At 68.2% G+C, this 22,759-nt stretch carries 14 protein-coding genes; 7 read left to right on the top strand and 7 right to left on the bottom strand.

The features are described 5' to 3' along the window. Positions 1 to 108: 108 nt before the first annotated feature. From ACTWQI_RS19905 to ACTWQI_RS19890, 4 genes are all read right to left on the bottom strand, one after another. Entirely contained in the window at positions 109 to 303 is a 195-nt protein-coding gene (locus tag ACTWQI_RS19905; RefSeq protein ID WP_443272258.1) for a hypothetical protein, read from the bottom strand. Positions 304 to 830: 527 nt separating this feature from the next. After that, a complete protein-coding gene (locus ACTWQI_RS19900) occupies positions 831 to 2,045 on the bottom strand; it encodes a helix-turn-helix domain-containing protein (RefSeq protein ID WP_443272445.1) in 1,215 nt (404 codons plus the stop codon). 178 nt (positions 2,046 to 2,223) lie between these two features. Continuing rightward, entirely contained in the window at positions 2,224 to 2,718 is a 495-nt protein-coding gene (locus ACTWQI_RS19895) for a DUF4232 domain-containing protein (RefSeq protein ID WP_443272256.1), read from the bottom strand. 375 nt (positions 2,719 to 3,093) lie between these two features. Further along, a complete protein-coding gene (locus tag ACTWQI_RS19890) occupies positions 3,094 to 4,095 on the bottom strand; it encodes a hypothetical protein (protein ID WP_443272253.1) in 1,002 nt (333 codons plus the stop codon). 567 nt (positions 4,096 to 4,662) lie between these two features. Here ACTWQI_RS19890 and ACTWQI_RS19885 point away from each other — a divergent pair. The 5 genes from ACTWQI_RS19885 (at position 4,663) to ACTWQI_RS19865 (ending at position 11,897) form a co-directional block, all read left to right on the top strand. Continuing rightward, positions 4,663 to 5,700, top strand: coding sequence for a glycosyltransferase family 2 protein (locus ACTWQI_RS19885; RefSeq protein ID WP_443272251.1), 1,038 nt, complete (start codon positions 4,663 to 4,665; stop codon positions 5,698 to 5,700). A gap of 620 nt (positions 5,701 to 6,320) precedes the next feature. Continuing rightward, a complete protein-coding gene (locus ACTWQI_RS19880) occupies positions 6,321 to 8,585 on the top strand; it encodes a bifunctional glycosyltransferase/CDP-glycerol:glycerophosphate glycerophosphotransferase (protein ID WP_443272249.1) in 2,265 nt (754 codons plus the stop codon). A gap of 19 nt (positions 8,586 to 8,604) precedes the next feature. After that, positions 8,605 to 10,275 (top strand): glycosyltransferase family 2 protein, encoded by a 1,671-nt coding sequence (locus ACTWQI_RS19875; protein WP_443272248.1) that lies wholly within the window; start codon positions 8,605 to 8,607, stop codon positions 10,273 to 10,275. A gap of 189 nt (positions 10,276 to 10,464) precedes the next feature. Continuing rightward, a complete protein-coding gene (locus tag ACTWQI_RS19870) occupies positions 10,465 to 11,442 on the top strand; it encodes a glycosyltransferase family 2 protein (RefSeq protein ID WP_443272443.1) in 978 nt (325 codons plus the stop codon). Then, a complete protein-coding gene (locus ACTWQI_RS19865; protein WP_443272246.1) occupies positions 11,439 to 11,897 on the top strand; it encodes a GtrA family protein in 459 nt (152 codons plus the stop codon). The genes ACTWQI_RS19870 and ACTWQI_RS19865 overlap by 4 nt, the downstream gene beginning before the upstream one ends. 17 nt (positions 11,898 to 11,914) lie before the next feature. Here ACTWQI_RS19865 and ACTWQI_RS19860 read toward each other — a convergent pair whose 3' ends face one another. After that, positions 11,915 to 13,495 carry a DUF6056 family protein gene (locus ACTWQI_RS19860; RefSeq protein ID WP_443272244.1) on the bottom strand — a complete coding sequence of 527 codons (1,581 nt, stop codon included), beginning with the start codon at positions 13,493 to 13,495 and terminating at the stop codon, positions 11,915 to 11,917. Positions 13,496 to 13,738: 243 nt separating this feature from the next. Next, the gene (locus ACTWQI_RS19855) at positions 13,739 to 14,623 is read right to left on the bottom strand and encodes a PIG-L deacetylase family protein (protein WP_443272242.1); all 885 of its coding nucleotides are present in this window, start codon (positions 14,621 to 14,623) and stop codon (positions 13,739 to 13,741) included. 271 nt (positions 14,624 to 14,894) lie between these two features. Between ACTWQI_RS19855 and ACTWQI_RS19850 the strand changes: the two genes are divergently transcribed. Next, positions 14,895 to 15,122, top strand: a complete 228-nt coding sequence (locus ACTWQI_RS19850) for a hypothetical protein (RefSeq protein ID WP_443272240.1) — start codon at positions 14,895 to 14,897, stop codon at positions 15,120 to 15,122. Next, on the top strand, positions 15,122 to 17,221 hold the full coding sequence (locus ACTWQI_RS19845) for a PIG-L family deacetylase (RefSeq protein ID WP_443272239.1): 2,100 nt from the start codon (positions 15,122 to 15,124) through the stop codon (positions 17,219 to 17,221). The genes ACTWQI_RS19850 and ACTWQI_RS19845 overlap by 1 nt, the downstream gene beginning before the upstream one ends. Before the next feature lie 135 nt (positions 17,222 to 17,356). Here the strand turns inward: ACTWQI_RS19845 and ACTWQI_RS19840 are convergent, their stop codons facing one another. Beyond that, a complete protein-coding gene (locus tag ACTWQI_RS19840; RefSeq protein ID WP_443272237.1) occupies positions 17,357 to 22,357 on the bottom strand; it encodes an NAD-glutamate dehydrogenase in 5,001 nt (1,666 codons plus the stop codon). Between the last annotated feature and the right edge of the window lie 402 nt (positions 22,358 to 22,759).

Below are 22,759 nucleotides of genomic sequence, written 5' to 3'. Positions count from 1 at the left end.
AGCCGGGGGAGGCGCGAATGCCGCCAAGAGACACGCAACCGCCATACCCCGCAGGCCAGAGACCGACAGGCCCACGGAGGCCGGCTCGTGCCGTCGACGGGTGCGGCCTCATGAGCGGCGCTGCTCGTACAGCGGCGACCCATCGCTCTCCTCGGGGTGGTCACTCAGCGGCTTCAGCCTGTACGCCTCCACGCAGTCCCGGCAGGCGTACAGAGACCCGCCCGGGCCGCTGCCAACCTCGACGACGCCGACCAGCACCGGATCCTCCGCATAGCCCTCATGCCAGCTGCACCAGCCCTTCATCCCGCAGCCTCCTGGTCGGCTCCTTCGGAGCGGACCGGGCGGTAGTCGGCGACGGGCGGCAACCCCGGGCGCCGGACGAAAACCCACCGGCCTTTTGCACGCTCGTGGCATGGCAGCGTGACGCCGGGGTGCCGTACGGGCAGCGGCGGCCGGGTGTTGGAGACGTTCACTGGTCCGATTCCTCCACACGCCTCCGTTGGCAGCGGGGACATGCACAGCCCGGCAGGGGTGTCGGGCTGTACCACACCCGGGGTGAGCCCGGCGGGACCGGCCGACTCGCCCCGTCCGCGCGGGCGGCTGGCTGCATCTCCATGTCGACGCCCTTGGGAGGCGTCCGGGGCACGGCTTCGCTGCTGGTCATGATTGGTCCACGTCCCCTCACTACTGTTCGAGGCGGCGCCGGTCATGACCCTGATGGGGCTGCATCGACGTGCACCGCAGTCCAGTGAGCGGCACGCTAGAAGTGCGAAGAGCAGCCGGACAGTGACGCTACGTACCACATTGCCGCGCAGCTAGGACGCTGCGCCCTACCCGTCGAGGTTGAGCCGGTCGGCCAACTCGGTTACCGGGGACGTACGACGGCGCTCCCGGCCGCGCAGCTCGGACACGATCCGCCGAGCCGTTCCGTGGTAGCGCATCCACTCCGGAGCGATGCTCTCGGCCACCAGAAGGGCACGGGTCGCGCTGTCGTCCTTGCCCAAGTCGGCGTACGCCAGGGCGCGGTCGACGTGGAAGCGGGCACGCCAGGTCGGTGGGAGGCCGTTCACCTCGGGGACGGCGCGGGCCGCGCTCAGTGCTTTCGCGCTCTTCTCCATCTCCACCAGAAAGTTCACCTTGGCCACCCCCGCATTGGTCGGGCCGAAGGGAGTGGCGTAGTCGAGACGGTCCTGCCCGATGCGGGCGGCGGCGGCCGACGCCATGTTGAGGAGTTCCTCCACGGTGTTGTGTTTGCCCTGCCGGACGGTGGCGGTGGCCGCCCGCAGCAGCAAGATCCCCCACAGCGAAAGGTCGAGAGGTTGCGAACGGAATCCGGGCTCGATCCTCTCGGCGGCGGTGAGAGCGACGCGCTCGGCGTCCTCGAGTCGTCCCTGCTTGGTGAGAATCCACGACAGGCTGGAGATGGCCACCGTCTCGAGTTTCGGGTCATCGGACTCACTCACGGCGTCCAAGGAACGCTCAAGGGCGGTGAACCCGGCATCTTCCTTGCCCAGAGCGGTGAGTGTCGTGGCGGCCACCTGGTACGCCTCCGCGAGCACTGAGTAAGCGGCCGCCCGGTCGACGCCGTTGTAAGCCCGGGTGGCGGAACGGGCGTCCCGGATGAGCTGAGGCAGCAGGACGCCGATCTCGCCCATACGGCCTGCGCGCCTGATGCCCTCCGTGGAGCGCAGCGAAGCACGCAACGCCCCAATGCTGGGTGGGTCTTCGGGATCCGGATCTTCGCCGAGCAGGTCGGTCACGGGCGAGACGGCCTGCCGCAGCGCCAGTACGGAGGGTGAGTCGCCGTCGTCGCGGGCCTCGAAGGTGGTGGGCTGGCCGACCAGGACCGAGGGCTCGACGTCGAGCGCTCGGGCGAGCCCGTTCAGGGTCGAGAGTCGCGCGGTCTGCCGACGGCCTTGTTCGAGCTTGCGCACGACATCGACAGACACCCCCGCCAGTTCAGCCAGCCTCTCCTGGGTGAGCTTGCGGCGCACCCGGAGTCGGGCGATCCGGTCGCCGATACCGGGCTGGTCCTCGAACTGCATGGTCACCCCCGCCAGGTGGACGTATCTTCCACGCTACGCCCTGCCGGGGCTATCTGAGTGGCCGTCATGAAGCGGGGGCCAGCCATGCGCTACCGGCTGACGGTGTGAGCGGCGGGACGCCTGCCGTCTGCCGACAGCGAGACATCCCGCCTTACAGCCGCGACCGCGACGTAATCCGTCAGGAAGCGGTCTGTGTGGTGACAGGGCCCACCTCGAAGACGTTGGAGCACACCCGCATCGGGGCCGGGATCAACTCCGCCTTGTACGAGGCCGGCGGATACACCCGCAGGTAAGTTCCGGTCGGCCGGCACGGGCCGCCGACCGGGCCGTTCGTGGTCCGGACGACCGCGGTGACCGTCTTGCCGGGGGCCACCCCGACGGTGCCGTAGGGCCGGCTGGTACGGGTGGCGGCTGAGCCGATCTGCTGGTGAGCGGCGTTCAGCACGCTGACACCGGGGTAGCCGCGCAGCGCGCACCCGCTGGTGCTGGTGTTGGTGATGTGGATCGGCCAGTAGACCGAGCCCGCCGCACCCTCCTTGGTACCCATGGACAGGTACAAGTCATCCAGCGTGCATGTGCGCAAGCTGGTCGACACCTCGGACTGGACGGCGCCGTACGTGGCCCCTCCCGCGGCGAGCACGGCGGCCAGGGCGACCGTTGCAGAGGGATACATGGCGTACATCTCCTCCATCCTGCGAAGGGAATCGATATGGAGATATGCAAGGGAAAGACGCATCCGGGCGTGTCGTGGTTCCGACTACCCTGAGCTGTACCCAGATGTGCGGGGACACCGCGCATCGCAGACGCCTCCCCCGGCTTACGGCCACCGCCGACAGGTCAGCACCATCGTGATCGACTTCAGCGAGCCGATCACATCGCGGAAGCGGTCCTGCCAACACTGCGGCAGGGAACGGCCGTTCCCGGAGATTCTCGTACTCGACGACATCCACCAAGGCGACTGGCGAGAAGCGGGAGGCTGAGCGGCCGGTACACCCGAGTCCGCGTACTGTTCCGTCAGTAGCGGATTGCTATTTCAGCTGGCCAGAGGCTAGTTCTTGGATTCTACTGGCTGATGCGTCGTCACGTGGAGCTCCGTCGTGACGGCGGAGTCAGCTGGAGGCGAGGGCGTGCCACGCCCCAGCCAGCAGAAGAGGAGACCAAGCGTGCCGGCGATCGCCGACCAGTAGACGTAACGGTAGTCCGTCGTCGGCATGATGGGCAGGTAACCAACCATGTAGGCCGCCGAACTGACCCCCAGCGCCCGAACCGGCATCGAAAACATTCCTCTGCCCGGGCGCATCGACAGCACGAGCGCGACGGTGAGCCAGAACCAGCCCCTGAAAAGCAGCGACAGATCCCTGACCGCGCCATTGACGTAGTTGTGGAGCATCGCCTCTAGTCGTGCGTGGGAGACTTTGAACCCCAGGTCGTTCTCCGAGATCCCGGACTTGTACTGATAGCGGGTCTTGAAGAGCAATTCCGAGAAGAGTTGCAGACGGTACTGGAGGTAGCCGGGAACGTGGCTGGTCATCCCCCTGATCCACAAAGACGTAATCTGGTCCGAGTGGCCAACCAACCCGCTCGCGCCGCGTTCGTAACAGGTGAAGTACGAGTCTGACAAGGACTTGACGCGGTTGCACTCCTTCGCCGCATTCACGAGGCGATCCCGAAGGTCCGGTGACACGGGTGCCGACCGCAACTCGTCCACGCTCAGTACGTGGAGCAGATCATCCAACATGATCTGCGAGCCTTGGCTCGTCTGTACCGGCCGGGCAATCAAGGAGATGGCGGCAGTGGGCACGAGTAGGCCAACGACGAGGGCCACCGTGGACATCACCCAAATCCGGCGTCCGGGATTGCGCCACAGCGCGAGCACAAGCATCACGAAGATCGGGATGGCGGCAAAGATCGCGTTCTTGCGCACCAAGACGGCATAGACAAGGAAGAAGAGACCGAGCCCCAAAAGTCCCCACCGCAAGGCGGGGCGACGGACTACCAGGCGAAGGCCGATGAGCGCGACCGAGCTGGTGGCAAGAAGAGCGAACGCCATCTGGACGTCCTTCCACACAACTCCGACGAACGTCAGAACGTGGGGACTTAGCCCAAGGCCGAGGACAGCGAGGGATCCTGGACGACTTGCGGTCAGTTCCCAGACACACCAGGCCATTACCCAAAGGGCCCCCCAGAGAACGATGGACTGTAGGACAGCCATGGACGCGGGTGTGCCGGTCACAACGATGAGCGCATGCCATACCAAGCTCAAGATGGGTGGGTGCCAGTCACTCAGTGGTTCCTCGCCCATGGCCTGCTTGAGCTGGGAAATACTGTCGGAACTCATGTAACCGGGCGAGAACAGGACGGCGGTGGCCAGGCAGCAGGCCGCGGCAGTGATCGCCAGACTCCAGACCCAGCCCCGTTCATGCCAGATAGCTCGGAGATATCCCATATGTCAGGATGCTAACAACGAGGCCAGGGCCGGACGCGCATTGCCTACCGAGACGGAGCTTCGGTCAGCGCCAAAAACAGCTCAACGGCGCGGCGCGCCTTCGCCGATTGAACTCACCAATCTCACATAATGTCCTATTATCCCCAGAGTCCATTCAGCTGAGGAGAGGCTGTGAGCCCGACTGTCACCTGCGTCGTGCCGTGCCACAACGAGGAAGCAGCCGTCGGCAACGTTGTGCGCGATCTGAGGGAGGCGCTCCCCGATGCCGATATCTACGTTTACGACAACGCCTCAACCGACCGCACGGTGGAGGTCGCTCGCGAGGCGGGCGCAATTATCCGGGAGGAGCCTCGCAAGGGGAAGGGCAACGTCATTCGGCGCGCATTCGCCGATATCGACGCTGACGCCCTGCTCATCATCGACGGTGACGACACGTATGACGCGTCACGGGCGCGTGAAATGGTGGATCTCCTGTTCGAGGGGCCCTACGACCAAGTCGTCGGTGCTCGCCACGAGACGGTCGACGGTGCCTATCGGGCGGGCCATGCTGTGGGTAACAAGCTGCTCACTGGGGCAGTGCGGTCTCTTTTCGGCAATGATGTGACCGATATGCTGAGCGGTTACCGGGTCTTCTCCCGGCGCTTCGTCAAGTCTTTCCCGGCTCTCTCCCGCCAGTTCGAGACCGAGACCGAGATGACGGTTCACGCACTCAACCTCCGGCTTCCCACGGCAGAGGTCGCAGTCAACTACAAGGGCCGGCCCGCCGGAAGCGAGAGCAAACTGCGGACCTATCGAGACGGCTGGCGCATCCTCCGAGTCATCCTCAATCTGGCGCGGCGCGAGCGGCCCTCGCTGGTCCACAGCGTGGCCGCGGGTCTGCTCGCCCTCGGCGCGCTCATTCTCGGTATCCCCATCGTCATCGACTTCATCCGCACGGGCACCGTGCCACGCTTCCCCACAGCGATCCTCGCGGCCGCGATCATGACCATCGCGGCACTCATCCTGCTCGTCGGCTACATCCTCGAGTCGGTCATGCACATGCGACAAGAACAGTCCCGACTCGTGCACCTTGCCTACCCGGCGCCGAGGCGCGCGCCGCGCCGCGTCGGCCCCGGAGGCCGAAGACGGCTCGTTGTCGACCCCGGAAGGGATTTCCAGCAGGTCATGCCCCGGTCTGACCCTCCATCGAGGACTGCTTCGCCGCCCTGACGTGGACTCGCGGAGGACGATGCGGAGCCCGGCGTCGCCCTCTGGTTCGGCGTCCTCGCGCGGGGTGGTCAACCACGCCGGTTCCCGTCTGCTGGCCAATCTTGCCGACGCCTGCTGCGCGACCAGGCCGTCCAGTGCCACACACATGCCTGGTGTTCCCTGGCCGTCGTCGACCCCGCCGCCCTCGCGGCATGTCCCGTGCAGTCGCCCGCTAGGTCGACTGGCTGCAGGCCGCCAAGACCGGCACCGGCATACTGAATTCCCGCGCGTGCGGACGCGACCTGCCTTGCCCAAGCAACAGGCGGGTAGGGCGGCAAGCCAGTAGCACCGGCTGCTGTTGATCCACCCACCCGTACACCGCTCGGTTGGCGTCTCCCTAGCGGTCCGTCTCGGCTCGGGGACCCCACACGGCGGCAACGGTCGATCTCGTTCAACAACGCCGCCCGCCTGTCGAGCACTACAGGTAGATCGCGAACACATCTGCGACCGTCCCGCCGCACATATCGGGCGGTCGCCATGGCTTCTGTCGTACGATTCCGCTTATTAGGCCAGAAAACAGGCTTCAGTGCCCACGTGACCACCTTGCACCCGCCAGAGCCTGCCAGCAGGAGCCGCCCGTCATGATCACGGTCAGCGTCATCGTCACAGCCCGCAACCATCAGGGATACCTCCGCGAGTGTCTCGACAGCGCTCTCGCCCTGCCCTCGGGGAACCGTGCGGACGGCAAGGCCTTCGAGCTCATCGGCGTGGACAACGGCTCGACGGACGGCACCAGGGCCATCCTCGATGAATTCGCCGCCCGCGACAGCCGGGTCCGGGCGCTCCACTTCCCGCGGCCCCTCACCGCCGGCGCCGCCCGGGACGCCGGCGCGGCGCTCGCCCAAGGCTCGTACCTCCTCTTCCTGGGCGGCACGGACGCGCTCGTCCCCGACGCCCTGCCATCGCTGGTGACCCGGCTCGACGCAGCCGAGGAACCTGACGTCCTGGTCTTCGACCATGCCTCTTGGCACTGGCGGACCCTGGCGATCGAAAGCGGCGACAGTCGGCTGCTCGGCCGACCCGGGCCAGCGGCATTCCCGCTCGCCGACCACCCGAACCTGCTGCACGCAACTCCGACCCTCGGCAACCGCCTGCTGCGCAGAGACCTCTACCGGGCCCATCGCGAGCTGTTCACCAAGGACGAGTTCGCGGAAGTCCTCCCGGCACTGGGCAGCCTGCTCACCGCCGAACGGATCGCCGCCACGGACGCGGTGTATGTCCGGCGGTACGAGCCCGACGCTCCGCAGCTTCCCGACACCCCCGACGCGTACGGCAACCTCTTCGCCCAGTACGACGCCCTGATGGCCCTGATCGCGGCACGGCCCGAGACGGCCCCGCTCCATAACGTCTTCTTCACCGGAATGGTCCGCCACTATCTGAGACTTCTGGCCGCTCCCGGCCTTCCGGAGAGCGCACGGGCTGGTGTCTTCCACCGGGCATCCGAACACTTCACACGCTTCCGACCGACCGGATACCGGCGCCCCGCCGGTCTCGACGGAATCCGCCATGCGCTGCTGGAGCGCGACGGCTTCACCGGCTACCGCGCCCTGCAGATCGCCAACCACAAGCGCAGGAACGTGCGCGAACTCGCTGCCCGGGCCAAGCAGCGTGCTGAGGAAACGGCGCTCGCCGGCTACTACCGTGAGCAGTTGCTACGGCCTATCGCGGAAGATCTCGCCGTCTTCTCCTCCTACTGGGATCGCGGGGTGGCCTGCAGTCCCGCCGCGATCTCCGCGAAGCTCGGGGAACTCGCCCCGGACATCCGCCAGGTTTGGGTCGTGCGCAGCGCCGACGCACCGCTGGTGCCACCCGGCACCACCTGCGTCGTCCCCGGCACCCGCCGCTACTGGAGCGTGCTCGCCCGCGCCAAGTTCTTGGTGAACAACGTCAACTTCGCCGACGAGATGATCAAGCGCCCAGGCCAGATCCTCGTCCAGACGCACCACGGCACGCCGGTGAAGCGGATGGGCACCGATCAGATCCCATTCCCTGCCACCTCGCGCGGAGTGGACTACGAAGCGCTGGTGGAACGCTGCAGGAATTGGGACTACAGCATTTCCGCGAACAGTCACTCCACTGAGATCTGGGAGCGCGCCTATCCCGTCCCGTTCACCTCCCTCAACTACGGCTATCCGCGCAACGACGTCTACTACACCGCCACGGCCGTCGACGTTCGGCGCGTACGAGAACGTCTGGGCATCGCCCAGGGGCGAGTGGCACTGCTGTACGCGCCCACGCATCGCGACTACGAGGCGACGTGGACACCGCGCCTCGATCTCGAAACCCTCGCCCGCCGACTCGGTGAGGACTTCGTGCTGCTCGTCCGGGGCCACTACTTCTACGACAGCGGCCCCTCGCCCCTTGAAGAGCTGCACCGCCGGGGCATCGTCATCGATGTCTCCGGCTCCGACTCGGTGGAAGAACTCGCGCTCGCCTCGGATGCTCTGATTACCGACTACTCCTCCCTGATGTTCGACTACGCCAATCTGGACCGGCCGATCGTGATCTTCGCCGATGACTGGGAGATCTACTCGAACACCCGCGGTGTGTACTTCGACGTGACGCGGTGTGCTCCGGGGCCCGTCGCCCGAAGCCAGGAGGACGTGGTGGAGATCTTCCTCTCCGACGCCTGGCGAAGCCCCGAAGCGGGCGAGCAGCGGGCCGAGTTCCGGCGCCGGTTCTGCCAGTTCGACGACGGCCACGCGGCCGAACGGGTCGTACGGCACGTTTTCCTCGGCCAGCCCGGAACTCCGCCGATCATCCCCATCGAGCGCCGTACCCCGGCTCCGCCGCCCGGGGTTGCGACGCCCACTCCGCCGCGTTCGACCACGGCTCTCGTACCCTGACATCCGGAAAGGTTGAGCTATGGCGCGGACGACGCCCGACGTCACCGTCATCGTGATTGTCTACAACGACGCCGAACGCCTGGTGCGCGCCGTGGCGTCGCTGCGCCGACAGACGCTGCGAAACATCGAGATCATCATCAGCGACGACCATTCGACCGACCGCAGCCCGGAGGTCGCCCGCGCTCTCGCTGCCGAGGACGACCGCATCAGTTACCTCCGGTTGCCGGTGAACAGTGGCGGGTGCAGCGCTCCGCGCAACGCTGCGATCGAACGTGCCCGCGCGCCGTACCTCATGTTCTTGGACAGCGACGATGAACTGCCGGAGGACGCCTGTCGGATGCTGCTGGAGACGCTGCTCGCCGACGACTGTCTGGACTTCGCCATGGGCGCCGTGGAGAGGGTACGCGCCGACACCGGGAGCGTGGGCTCCTGGCATCCAGGCCTGTTCAGCGAACAGCGGACCGTGCACGGCATCGAGGAGCAGCCGGAGCTGATGTTCGACCACCTGGCGACGAACAAGATGTATCGCAGGCGATTCATGGACCAGCACCAGCTCCGGTTCCCGCTCGGCATTCACTACGAGGATCAGCTGTTCAGCGCGCAGGCCTACTGCCTCGCCAACTCCTTCGCGATCATCCCGGAACCCGTCTACCGCTGGCATATCTCGCCGTATGAGGCCGAAGCCACGTTGTCCATCTCGAACCAACGGCACCGCATCGAGAATGTCCGGGACCGCGTCCATGTCGCCCGTCTGGTCGACGACTTCTTGCTGGAAAACGGCTACCAGCGCATCAAAGCTGACAAGGACCACAAGTTCCTCAAGCACGACTTGCGTATGTACACGGGTGACCTGCCGCACCGGACCCCGGAATGGATCCGTCAGTTCACCGAGGAAACGTCCCCTTATCTGGACACTCTCGCTCCTGAGGCGTTCGCACGGCTGCCACGCGACCAGCGGGTGTGCATCCAACTTCTGCGTTCCGAACGCTTCGAGGAGGCACAGCTCGCCGCTCGCGGGCTGGGCCGCAATGTCGGGCCGCGTGAGGTGGTCGAGGACGGCACGGGGCGCCTCTTCTGGGGCTCCGAGCTGCCCGCCGATCCGTCCGCCGCATGTGAGTTGGACGTGACCGAGGCGTTGCGCTCCCGCCCTTTTCATCGGGCACTGCTGCGGCATGAGATCACCCGGATCGAACCGCTGTCCGACTCTCGCCTCGGCCTGCACGTCCGTACCTATGATGCCGGCCGTCAGCTGCCGATGGGACCGGTCGCCGCGACGGTCCAGTTGGCCACGTCTCGTCGGAGACTGCGCACCTCCTTCCGGCTCGACCTCGTGCGCCCCGGGCTCTACGAGGGCACGGTCACACTCGATCTCTCGGCGGTCCCGCTGGCCTTGCACGGCTTCAGCGGCGCGCGCCACCCCGTGCTCACCATCACTCGGTACCGCCGCCACAACACCGGACCGTTGCTTGCTCCCCTCGCCTTCCCCACGGTCCATCAGCGGATCGCGCACTGCGTCGGCGAGCACCTGATCACCGTCGAGCCGGAGGGCAAGGGCGCCGGGCGGCTGCAGGTGGTCTGGCAGCGGGCGGGCCTCCTGGCCAGAGCCGAGCCCCACTTGCCGGTCGTCCGTGGTGTCATCGGCCCTCACCTGAGCGTCGCTCGCGCACTGACGCGCGGCCTCGTGCGCTGATCACACCGCCCAGGAGCCGCCCTGACGGGGGGACGTGCCTGTCCCCTCCGACTGCAACCTCCGAGGATCAATCACCTACCGCCGAACTGTCCTGTCCGAAAGTGTTACTGGACGTAACATGCCAAGCTAAGACATATCGCACATGGTGTGCGAGATCTGACGGTGCGGCACCGGAGGTGTGCGGTTTTGCTGTCGGTCGTGGTGCCCTGCTTCAACGAGGAGCAGGTGCTCGAGGCGTTCAACGACGAGCTGCACGTGCGCCTGAACGAGCTGAAGGCGCCGTACGAGGTGGTCTTCGTCGACGACGGATCCACCGACGGCACGCTGTCCCTGCTCCGCAACTTCGCCGCCCGCGACCACCGCGTCCGCTATCTCGCGCTGTCCCGGAACTTCGGCAAGGAGGCCAGCATGCTGGCCGGCCTGCGGGAAAGCACCGGAGACCAGGTCGTCATCATGGACGCCGACCTCCAGCACCCGCCGGCGCTCATGGCACGCATGCTCGAACTGCAGCGCGAAGGATTCGATCAGGTCGTCGCTCGCCGCAGCCGCGCCCACGACGGCCGGTTGCGGACCCTGTTCAGCCGCGGCTACTACCGGCTGCTCAACCACTGGGCCGAGGTCGAGCTGGTCGATGGCGCGGGAGACTTCCGGCTGCTGTCCCGCCGCGCGGTCGACTCGCTGCTGAACATGGGTGAACGCAACCGCTTCTCCAAGGGCCTCTTCTCGTGGATCGGTTTCAACACCGTCTTCTTCGACTACGAGGACACCCCGCGCGCCCGCGGTACCAGCAAGTGGAGCTATCGCAAGCTGCTCAACTACGCCGTCGACGGCCTGGTGTCCTTCAACAGCCGTCCGCTGCGCCTCGCCATCCACGTCGGCCTGCTGCTCGCCGGTCTTGCCTTCCTCTACGCCGCCTGGTGCATCGCCGCGGTGCTCCTCGGCGGGATCACCGCTCCGGGCTATGTGACTCTGCTCGTCGCGATCACCGGATTCGGCGGGATGCAGATGGTGCTGCTCGGACTCATCGGCGAGTACGTCGGCCGGGTCTACAACGAGAGCAAGCAGCGGCCGCACTACCTGGTGCGCGAGCACACTCCTGGCCCAGCCACCGTGGAGGGTGCCGCCAGCGCCGCCCCGTCCTCGTCGCTGCGGGCTCCCTCCCCATGAGGGTCCTGAGCTCCTGGGGCGCCCGGGCCCTCATCAGCGCGCCGATGACCCGCTTCGCCCTCGTCGGCGTCGTCAACACCGGTACGTACTACGTGTTCTACCGGCTGCTGCACCTGTGGCTGCCGTATCTGGTCGCCCATGTCGTCGCGACCCTGCTGAGCATGGTGGGCTCGTTCTTCCTGAACGTCCGCTTCACCTACCGGACCCGCCCGACCTGGCGGAAGTTCCTGCTCTTCCCACTGACCAATGCGACGAACCTGCTGCTGACCACCGTGGGCGTATACGTTCTGGTCTCCACCCTGGGCATGGACTCGCGGATCGCACCACTCCTCGCTGCCGCCGGCGCGATCCCCGTCACGTATCTCGTCTCGCGCCTGATCCTCGTCCCCTCGGCGCCCGACGCACCCGCGCCGACGAACCCGCCCGCTCTCGTAGAAGGGCGCCGCCGGTCGTGATCGCCCGGCCACCGGGCTTAGGCAGGTGCAGGCTTCCGGATGCGCTCGACGCCGTAGTAGCGAGAGACGCACGCGGCGGCCCAGTCCTTGGAGTAGTCCGAGGTGTAGTACGGCTCGGCAAGAAAGCCGATGTGCAGCGGACGGTAGGTCACGACGGTCGCGCCGTTGGCCACCTCCTTGCGGATCCGGGCGTCCTGGCGGTCCCAGGTCACCGAGCGGGTCACCGTTTGCTTGGCCATGGTGTGCACGACCGGGACGAGGTGGGCGGCCGCCCAGAGACTCACCGCCGTTGCCGCGACAACAGCCACAGCCACGGCCGCTGGGGCCTTGTACCTGGTGGGACCGCGACCTCCCAGGTCGCGCGCAGCGGCCCAGCGGCGGGTCAGCGCCAGTCCACCCACCACTCCGTACATGCACAGCAGGAGGAGCGTGGGGAACAGGAAGCCGACCCAGGTGCGGGCGTACGTCCAGCTCGAGCCCATCCGTACCCCGATGGCCACTGCGAAGGACGAGACGGCCACCAGCGGAGCCGGCAGGACCAGCAGGCTGACCGGCAGCGTGCGGATCCGGTCCATGGTCATGGGCTCCATGCCACCGGTGGCGGGGCCGTCCTGGGCGGCCGGCCCGGCACGCCGCGCCGTCGCCACCCCGAGCAGCAGACCAACGGTGATCGCACCCAGATAGGCCCACTGGCCGCCGATGGCCGACCACATGTGCTGCCAGTCGTGGAAGGCACCGATCAACTCGGTGGGCGACAGCGGGGATACCTCCCGCAACTGCTGCTCACGCCGCCTGGCGGCACCTGGTGAGGTGTACAGCAGGACATACCCGACGGCCAGACCGACGCACCAGGTCACGCACCAGGCGAACGGGTACCAGTCCTTCCACGATCGGCGCCTGGGCAGCAGGAGCAGGGCGGCGGTACCGGCGAACAGGCTGATCACGACGGTGAAGGGCTCGCTGAGAGTGCCGATGACGATGCCCGTGACGACGGCGACCGCCAGTGCACACCGGATGGCGGTCCGGCCACCACGGCGGCCGGCGTAGATCGCGATCAGCACACTCCACACGGCCAGCACGCCCGGCACGATGTGCGTGATGGTGGCGGGCGCCCACAACAGCACCTGGTAGGACCTGGTCCCCGCGAAGAACAGCAGCATCTCCACAACGGCCACAGCGGCGACCATCACCAGCAGGGGCGCATCCCATCCCAGCATCCGCCAGACGATCCGCAGCAACAGAACCAGGCCCGCCGCCAGCGCCATCACCAGCACGGCCGGAAGGATCTTTGGTCCGACAAGGCCGGACGAGTACACGATTCCGCTGATGAGTCCGTTGGCGATCCGGCCGTTCTGCGTCTCGTAGAAGTCCCGTGCGATACCGAGAACACCCATGTCGCGGCTCTTCCAGCCGGCACACCAGTCGTCCGAGGTGGGACGGAGGTACAGGCCCAGGAAGCATCCGACAAGGAGCAGCGCACCCGCCGCGATCAGGATCAGGCCGGCTGCGTGCGCCACCCATCGTTGCCAGGCGAGCGACGAGGAAGAGGTGTGCAGGCCGCGCTCTCCCTGTTCGGCGCTGCGCGTGAGCTGGGGCATCGCGGATGTTCCCCTTGGCCTTCGATTGCACCGGGCCCGGGCGGAGACCGGACTCGAGCCAGCCTCGCATCTCCTACGGGGCACCGCTCGCCGTGGACAGCTGCCCGATTCGTCCATCTGCCGCAATGGTGCTGGTCGCGAGCCCCGCACGGATGAGGTCTCCACCCAGGTGGAACCACAGGGCTGGAGTAACGGCGATCTCACGGTGGTGGGCGGGCCCGTCCCTCCGGGCGGCGTCCGGTGCTACCAGGGCCTGCCTGGTTTGTAGTCGACGGGCAGCCGATAGATGAACTCCCGCGGGTCCGCGTACGCCTCGTCCAGGAATCGGGGGACGCTGTGGTAGCCGAGCGCGTAGAGATTCTCGGCCGGGTTCCAGGTCTTGTACGCCAGGATCGACCGCCGCTTGGCCGCCATGTGCCGTGGTGGGATGTGCAGCACGGATTCGGCCCCGCGGTCGCGGTGCCTCCGGTCGTACTGGTTGTACGTGTAGATGTGGTGGAACCGCAGATCCGAGATCTCGTCGCGGAGCGCGTGGGCCGCATCGCTGCATGCCTTGTGCGTCGCGTTCCCGTCGAGCCAGCCTGCCGCGAACCTGTGCGAGGCCGCAGGGTACTTCTGTGCCAAGGCGCGGATCTGGGCAACGATGTCGCGGACTAACTGGTCGTACGCAGGAGGTTCGCCGGGCGCACTGTCCGGCAGGTCGAAACGGATGACCTGGTCCACCCCCAGCGCCTGGGCCGAGGCGTGGAACTCGGCTGTCCGGCAGCGCACCAGCGTGGCGTCGTCCGCCGGGTTCCAGCCGAGGTGGTGGTAGTGGCGAGGAGCGGGGCAGCGTCCGCGGAGTCTGGCGCATGTGCCCTCGTTCATGATCGCGGCCAGCTCGCGGTTCTCGCCTCTGGTGACCAGGACCAGGTACACGGGGCGTCCGGCGGCTTTGAGCTCCATGATCGAACCCGCCATGCCGATGGCCTCGTCGTCCTGGTGCGGGGAGTAGAAGATGGCAGGTCGGCCGACAGCTCCGGCCGATGGCGCGAACACCGCTGAATCCAGTGCCACGCCCGCCGCAGCCGCCGCGGACGCCTCCAGGAGACGGCGTCTCGTCAGAGTGAAGTCATCCGGACTCATCATGACCTCTCCGCTTTGTCTGTCTCACATTCGCGCGCCAACGGCCTCCGGACGCATCAGGGTTCAGGGCGGTGAGCGGGCGCCGGATGGTGTCACCCGCGGCCCGGCCAGGCGGTGTGCGCACTGTAGGTCTCGATCCGCTCCGGGACGCGCATTGCGTGACAGGCCATCCCGTCGTGTCTGACGGGGCATCGGGGGGTAGAGGCTGTCCCGTACACGTACCGTTTCGGTCCCGTTATCAGCGACCACTGCGGTCACCTGCATAATTGCCGCCGTGTCCGTACACCACGAGAACGGTGTGGGCCCCCTCACCCGGCTCGTGGTCCTCGATTCGGGTGACGCGACCCTCACCCCGCTGCCGATCTGGGAGCGCGCCCACGACCGACCCGTCGTCGGCCGCACCAACGCCGTGACCGCTGCCGCGCTCACGGCCGCCGTCCTCATGGAATCCACGACGAGCGCAGCGGCCGCCGCCTCGGCAGAGCACGAAAGCGCCCCCTGATGTCTCCGATATCCCGACGCCGCGTTCTCACCAGCGCGGTCACCCTCGCCCTGACGGGCACGGTGGCTGCATGCACCGCGTCGCTCTCCGAGAGCACGGCCGGGCAGCTGGAGGGGGGCGGCGCGGCGACGGCCGACCAAGCGGCGACCCTCCCCATCCGTACCAAGGAGACAGTGCTCCACGTCGTCGCCCACCCGGACGACGACCTGTACTTCATGAACCCGGACCTGGGTCAGTCGCTCCGCTCCGGCAACCCCGTGGTCACGGTCTATCTGACGGCGGGCCAGTCCGACGGCATCAATGCACCGGCCCAGGAGAGACAGCTCAATCCTCCGCCCGCCGATCGCGCCGCCTTCGCGAAAGCCCGGCAGAACGGCATACGTGCCGCGTACGCCCGGATAGCCACCGGCGACCGTACGAGCTCCTGGCGGCGCGAGGTGATACCGACAGCCGGCGGCGGACTGGCCGAACTGGACACACTGGAGAACCACCCGCAGATACGGCTGATCTGGCTCCAACTCCACGAGGCGGAGAGCGTGAGCGGCGACCAGCCGCACAGCCTGCGCGGGCTGTGGGACGGCCGTACGCCGGCCCTGCGCTCGCTGCTCGCCACCGGCAGCCTGGTCACCCGCGACTTCGCGTACACCAAGGAGCAGCTCATAGCCACGCTCGCCGGGCTGATGGAGCGCTTCGCACCGACCTTCGTCCGGATGCAGGACCCCACTCCCGACCACAGTCCGGGTGGCGGCTGGATCGACCACCAGGACCACATATACGGGGCCCGCTTCGTCCAGCAGGCTCTCGCCCGCTACACGGCTGCGGATGCCCGCTTCCGTCCACGCGTCGGCACCCAGGTCTATCTCGGCTATCTCAACGGCTTCCTGCCGCACGCCCTCGGCCCGGCCGCCCTGCGCGCGAAGCTGGACGCCCTCGAGACCTACGGCTGGGCCGACGGTTATGACTGCCGGGACCCGGCGGGCTGCGGTGACCGGGGGGCGGGCGCCCACCCCCTCGGCTCGAACTGGGCTCCCAGCACGCGCTACCACCGAGGCGAGAGCACCACATGGCTGCAGCCCGGGAAGAACGGCGCGCTGCGGGCGTTCGCCGTTCTCGACGGGCGGCTCGCTGTTTGGAGCCGGCCGACGCGCGGCTCGGCCGGCCAAAGTGAAACCCCGTGGTCCGGGCCCGAGCTGCTGCCGGGGGCGGGCATCGACGACGGGGTCACGGCCGTGGGGCTGCCGGACGGGCGGATCGCGGTCTTCGCGACCCGTACGGTGCTCGGCGCCGGCCCGGCGGACTACCGGCGGGAAGTGGTCACCACCGTGCAGACCAGGGACCGGGGCACGTTCGGCCCCTGGCAGTCCCTCGGCGCCCCGGCTGCGGACAACGTGTCGAGTTGGCAGCTCAGCGCACCCGTCGCGGCCGTGGACGGCTCGGGCCGACTGATGGTCTGCGTCCGCAACGGGGTCCACGGCCTCAGCTCCCGTACGCAGCGGCCGGACGGCGGCTGGCAGCCATGGACCGGACTGGGCGGCAGCGGGCTGCTCGGCAGCCTCGCGGCAGCGACCGATATGGGCGGCCGTATCCATGTCGTGGCGAGCACCGCCACCTCCGTGCTGGCGTGGTCCCAGTCCCGGCCGGGCGGCCCGCTGAGCGCCCCGCTGCCCACCGGACTGCCCCCGACCACCGGTCCGCTGACCGCATACGCCGACGGTCCGGGCATACGGCTCTACTTCCGGCGTCCGGGAACGGCCGACGTGCTCACCGCTCTATCGCCCGAGCCGGGGCGCTCCTGGGGCCAGGGCACCGCCGACCTCGGCGGCCACGCGGGCTTCGGGCCCGTCGCCGTCGCCACGGACGGCTCCCGGGCAGTGCTGGCCACCCGCAACGACGACGGAACGCTGAGCGCCGTGCACGTACTGTCGGTCCGGGACGACAGCAGGGCACCGCGATGGTCCTCCACGGGCTTCCTCTTCGGCAGCGCACCGGCGGCCGCCCCGTACGGCCCGTCGGAAGCAGCGCTGGCGGTCGTCGGCCTGGATTCCCGCCTGTACTGGAAGCCGGGCGGGGACTCCTGGCGCCCTGCGACCACCGGCTGACCCCGGCCGCAGCGGCCACGACGATCGCCGACACCCCCGCGCCACCCCCGCCTCGCAGCGCGTCGCGCCGCGCACAGCAAGGGGCGCCCGGATATCGTCCGGGCGCCCCTTTGCATGCGCCCTGCGCCCCGCCGACTACTGGTTCGTGCGGAGCAGCTGCCGCATCGTGCGCATCGCGACCGACAGGTTCGCCAGGTCGAAGGACTCCGAGCCCTGGATCTCCTCCAGGGTCGTACGCGCCCGGCCCAGGATCGCCGCGTTCTTCTGCTCCCAGGACTTGAACCGCTCTTCCGGCGTCGGGCCGCCGTCCGCCGACGCCAGGATGTCGGCGGTGAGCGCCGCGTGCGCGGCGAACAGGTCCTCGCGGATCGCGGCACGGGCCATCGACTGCCACCGGTCGGCGCGCGGCAGCTCGATGATCCGGTCCATCAGCTGGCTGATCCGCAGCCGGTCGGCCAGGTCGTAGTAGACCTCAGCGACCTCCAGCGGAGCCCTGCCCGTGCGGTCGGCGATCGCGACGATGTCGAGCGACGGGAAGGCGGACGAGAATCCGGACACGCGCTGCGCCAGTTCGTCGGGCACCCCGGCCTCGGTCAGCTCGTCCCGGATGTTCTGGTACCACTCCAGGTCCGAGCCCTTGAGCAGTTTGGGCAGTTCGGACCAGACGGCGTCGACGCGCTCGCTGAAGAACTCCACGCTCTCCGCCAGCTCCAGCGGCTGCGGCCGGTTGCCCAGCAGCCAGCGCGTGGCGCGCTCGACCAGCCGCCGCGAGTGCAACCGGATACGGGTCTGCACCGCCGCGGGGACCAGGTTGTCCAGGGCCTCGACATCGTCCCAGACCTGGCCGAGCTTGAAGATCGCGCGGGCCGCGGTCTGGCCGCGCACCACCTCTTCGGTGGAGGCACCGGTCTCCTCCCGCATTCGGTGCAGGAAGGTCGTACCGGCGCTGTTGATGGTGTCGTTGACGAGAACCGTCGTCACGATCTCCCGGCGCAGCGCGTGGTTGTCGATGTGCTCGATGAACCGCTCGTTCAGCGCCTTGGGGAAGTACGCGTGCAGCAGGCGTTCCAGGTACGGGTCGTCCGGCAGCCCGGTGGTGATCAGCTCCTCCGCGACCGTGATCTTCAGATAGGCGAGCAGGACGGCGAGTTCCGGCTGGGTGAGGCCCCGGCCGGCGCCCATTCGCTCGCGGATCTGACGGTCGCTCGGCAGGAACTCGAGCTCGCGGTCGAGGCGACCCTCGCGCTCCAGCCGCCGGATGAACCGCAGGTGGGCGTGGAGCAGGCTCGGCGCCTGCGCCGCGGCATTGGCCAGGGCGACGTTCTGCGCGTAGTTGTTGCGCAGCACCAGTGCGCCGACCTCGTCGGTCATCTCCGCGAGCAGCTGGTTGCGCTGCTTCACCGTGAGGTCGCCGTCCTCGATGAGCTTGTTGAGCAGGATCTTGATGTTGACCTCGTGGTCGGAGGTGTCCACACCGGCGCTGTTGTCGATGGCGTCGGTGTTGACCTTGCCGCCGCGGGTGGCGAACTCGATCCGGCCGAGCTGGGTCAGGCCCAAGTTGCCGCCCTCGCCGACGACCTTGACCCGCAGGTCCTGGCCGTCCACCCGGATCGCGTCGTTGGCCTTGTCGCCGACGTCGGCGTGCGTCTCGACCGAGGACTTGACGTACGTGCCGATGCCGCCGTTCCACAGCAGGTCGACCGGGGCCTTCAGGATCGCCTTCATCAGCTCGGCCGGGGTCATCTTGGTGACCCGCCCCTCGATGCCGAGCACCGAGCGGATCTGCGCATTGATCGGGATGGCCTTGGCCGTACGCGGGTGGACTCCGCCGCCCTGCGAGATCAGCTCCGTGTTGTAGTCGGCCCAGGAGCTGCGCGGCAGTTCGAACAGGCGGCGCCGCTCGGCGTACGAGGTGGCCGCGTCGGGATCCGGATCGATGAAGATGTGCCGGTGGTCGAAGGCCGCGACCAGCCGGATGTGCTCGGAGAGCAGCATGCCGTTGCCGAACACGTCACCGGACATGTCGCCGACGCCGACGACCGTGAAGTCCTGGGTCTGGGTGTCGTGACCCAGCTCCCGGAAGTGCCGCTTGACCGACTCCCACGTACCCCGGGCGGTGATGCCCATGCCCTTGTGGTCGTAGCCCGCCGAACCGCCGGAGGCGAATGCGTCGCCGAGCCAGAAGCCGTACGCCGTGGCGACCTCGTTGGCGATGTCGGAGAAGGTCGCGGTGCCCTTGTCTGCGGCGACGACGAGGTAGGTGTCGTCGCCGTCGTGGCGGACGACGTCCTTAGGGTGCACCACCCCGCCGCCGACCAGGTTGTCGGTGATGTCCAGCAGGCCGGAGATGAAGGTCTTGTAGCAGGCGATGCCCTCGGCCAGCCAGGCCTCGCGGTCCACGGACGGGTCCGGCAGCCGCTTGCCGACGAAGCCGCCCTTCGCGCCGACCGGCACGATCACCGTGTTCTTCACCATCTGCGCCTTGACCAGGCCGAGGATCTCGGTACGGAAGTCCTCGCGGCGGTCGGACCAGCGCAGACCACCGCGCGCGACCTTGCCGAAGCGCAGGTGGACGCCCTCGACCCGGGGCGAGTACACCCAGATCTCGTAGGCCGGGCGGGGAGCGGGCAGGTCCGGGATGGCCTGCGGGTCCAGCTTGAGCGAGAGGTAGCCGTGCGGCTTGGCACCCTTGGCGCCGAGCTGGCCCGACCCGGCCTCGGCGCTTTGGAAGTAGTTCGTGCGCAGGGTCGCCTTGATGACGGTCAGGAAGGAGCGCAGGATGCGGTCCTCGTCCAGGCTGGCGACCTGGTCCAGCGCCGCGTCCAGCTCCTCCAGCAGGGCGTCGGTCAGCTCCAGACCCGCCATCTGGCGTGCCGGGGACATCCGGGCCTCGAACAGGTGCACCAGCAGCCGGGTGGTGTGGACGTTGTTGCGGAGGGTGTCCTCCATGTAGTCCTGGCTGAAGGGAGAGCTTGCCTGGCGCAGGTACTTGGCGTAGGCGCGCAGCACCATCGCCTGCCGCCAGGTCAGCCCGGCGCTCAGCACCAGCGTGTTGAAGTTGTCGTTCTCGGCCTCGCCCGTCCAGACGGCGGCGAAGGCGTCCTGGAAACGCTCGCGGGCGTCGTCGGCGAGGTACTCGCCGCCGTTCTTCGTCGGGGCCGGCACCCGCAGCCCGAAGTCGTAGATCCACGCACTGGTGCGGTCGGTGCAGCGCAGCTCGTACGGCCGCTCGTCGACGACCTCGACACCGAGCCGGGTGAGGACCGGGAGGACGGCCGACAGCGAGACCTGCTCACCGGAGCGGTAGATCTTGAAGCGGCGCTCACCGGGGGCCGCACCCACCGGCTCGTACAGGCTGAGTTCGAAGTCGCGCTCGCCGCCCGGCGCGGTGAGCTGCTCGAGATGCTGGAGATCGGAGACGGCGGCCCGCGGCGAGTAGTCCGCCTTGTAGCCCTCCTCGAAGGCGCTGGCGTAACGGCGCATGAGCTCGGCGGCGCGCTCCTCACCGACCTCGGCGTTCAGCGCCTCGGCGAAGCCGTCCTCCCAGGAGCGGGCCGCCTCGGCGAGCCGGGCCTCGATCCGCTCGACGTCGGAGTCGGTGAGGTCCGTCAGCTCCGTGCCGGGCTGGACGCGCACGACGAAGTGCAGCCGGGTGAGCACTGATTCGGTGCTCATGAGGGTGAAGTCGGCGCTGGTGCCGTCCAGTTCCTCCATGAGGATGGTGGTCAGTCGCTGCCGGACGGTGGTGTTGAACCGGTCGCGCGGCAGGTACACGAGCGCGGAGTAGTAGCGGCCGTACTCCTCCTGGCGCAGGTACAGCCGCAGCCGGCGGCGCTCCTGCAGGTAGAGGACGCTGGTGACGATCTCGCGGAGCTTGTCGGCCGGCGTCTGGAACAGCTCGTCGCGCGGGTAGGTCTCGAGGATCTGCAGCAGGTCGCGGCCGTCGTGGCTGTCCGGCGTGAACCCGGTGGTCGTCAGCACCTCCCCGACCTTGCGGCGGATGACCGGGACGCGGCGGACGGATTCCGTGTAGGCCGCGGAGGAGAACAGGCCGAGGAAGCGGCGCTCGCCGACGACGTTGCCCTGCTCGTCGAACTTCTTGACCCCGATGTAGTCGAGGTAGGAGGGGCGGTGCACGGTGGCACGGCTGTTGGCCTTGGTGAGCACCAGCTGCTTGTGCTCGCGGGCCTTCGCGCGGGCGTCGGCGGGCAGCCGGTTGAAGGACGGCGAGACGGGATGGCCGGTCGCCTCCTTGTGGGTGTTGTGGGTGGGGTCCGAGCGCAGTATCCCGAGACCCGTGCCGGGAACGGCGGTGAGCACGTCCTCCTCTTCGCCGTCGGTCGGCTCGGTCGTCAGCTGATACTCGCGGTAGCCGAGGAAGGTGAAGTGGTCCTCGGCGAGCCAGCGCAGCAGCTCACGGGCCTCCTCGATCTCCTCCTGCGGCAGGTCCTCGGGGCGCGGCTCGTCGGCCAGCCCGTCGGCGATACGCAGCGCGGCGTCGCGCATCTTGGCCCAGTCCTCGACGGCCTCACGGACGTCGGACAGCACGCGGAGCAGATCGGCGGTGATCAGCTTGAGGTCGGCGCGGTCGGTCTCCCGGTCCATCTCGACATGGATCCAGGACTCGATCAGGGCGTCGTGCGGCAGGGCGCCGCCGGTCTCCTCGGCAACGGTCCTGGCGTCGCCGAGAACCTCAATCAGCTGGCCTGTGACGTCGCGGCGGACCACGAACTGCGGGTGGATCACGACATGGATGCCGCGGCCCTGGCGGGAGAGCTCGTTGGTGACCGAGTCCACGAGGAAGGGCATGTCGTCGGTGACGACCTCGACGACGGAGTGGCTGCAGGTCCAGCCGTTCTCCTCGACGGTCGGGGTGTGCACCCGGACGTTGGCCGTGCCCTGCGGGCGGGTCTCGGCGAGGCGGTAGTGGGAGAGAGCGGCGCCAAGGACGTCGACCGGGTCACGGTCCGTGATGTCCTCGGCGGCCACGTGCAGGTAGTAGCGCTGGAGATACGCGGAGAGGGTCTCCGGGGCGAGCCCCTGAACCGGATGTTGCCCCCCGGCAGGGCTGCTCTCAGCTACCCCGGCCGCTCGTGCGAGCAGCTCGGCCTTGGCTTCGTCCAGCTTGGTCTGCATGTCCTCTGGCTCCTGTCGCGCGCCGTTGCGTGACGTAGGCGATGAAATCGGCATTCGCAGCATGCGCCGAGACACGTGGGGGTTCCCCCGGGAGTCCCTCCCAGGCGGCGCCTGGGGGAGTTGTCAGGGGGCGTCTCCGGTCGTGGATCGGCGGTATGCCTGGGTGAGAGACGACCGGGCCGGTATCGGCCATATCCCGTCGAGCGGTCCCGGTACAGGGGATCAACGGCACCGGGGGCTCGATGGCTCACCTGGTGCTGGACCGGGGCTTCGCTGCCCCGGCGTCGGCGCCTCCTCCCCGCTACGAGCGGAGAAGGGCGTATCGCGCTGATCACGGGTCAAGGCTATCGCCCCTCCCGGGGGAGACGTCATGAGCCGTTTGTGTACAAAACTGGGGGCAGA

This window comes from Streptomyces sp. KR80 (genome assembly GCF_052245555.1).
Taxonomy (GTDB): domain Bacteria; phylum Actinomycetota; class Actinomycetes; order Streptomycetales; family Streptomycetaceae; genus Streptomyces.
This window is presented reverse-complemented; position numbering and strand designations above follow the sequence as displayed.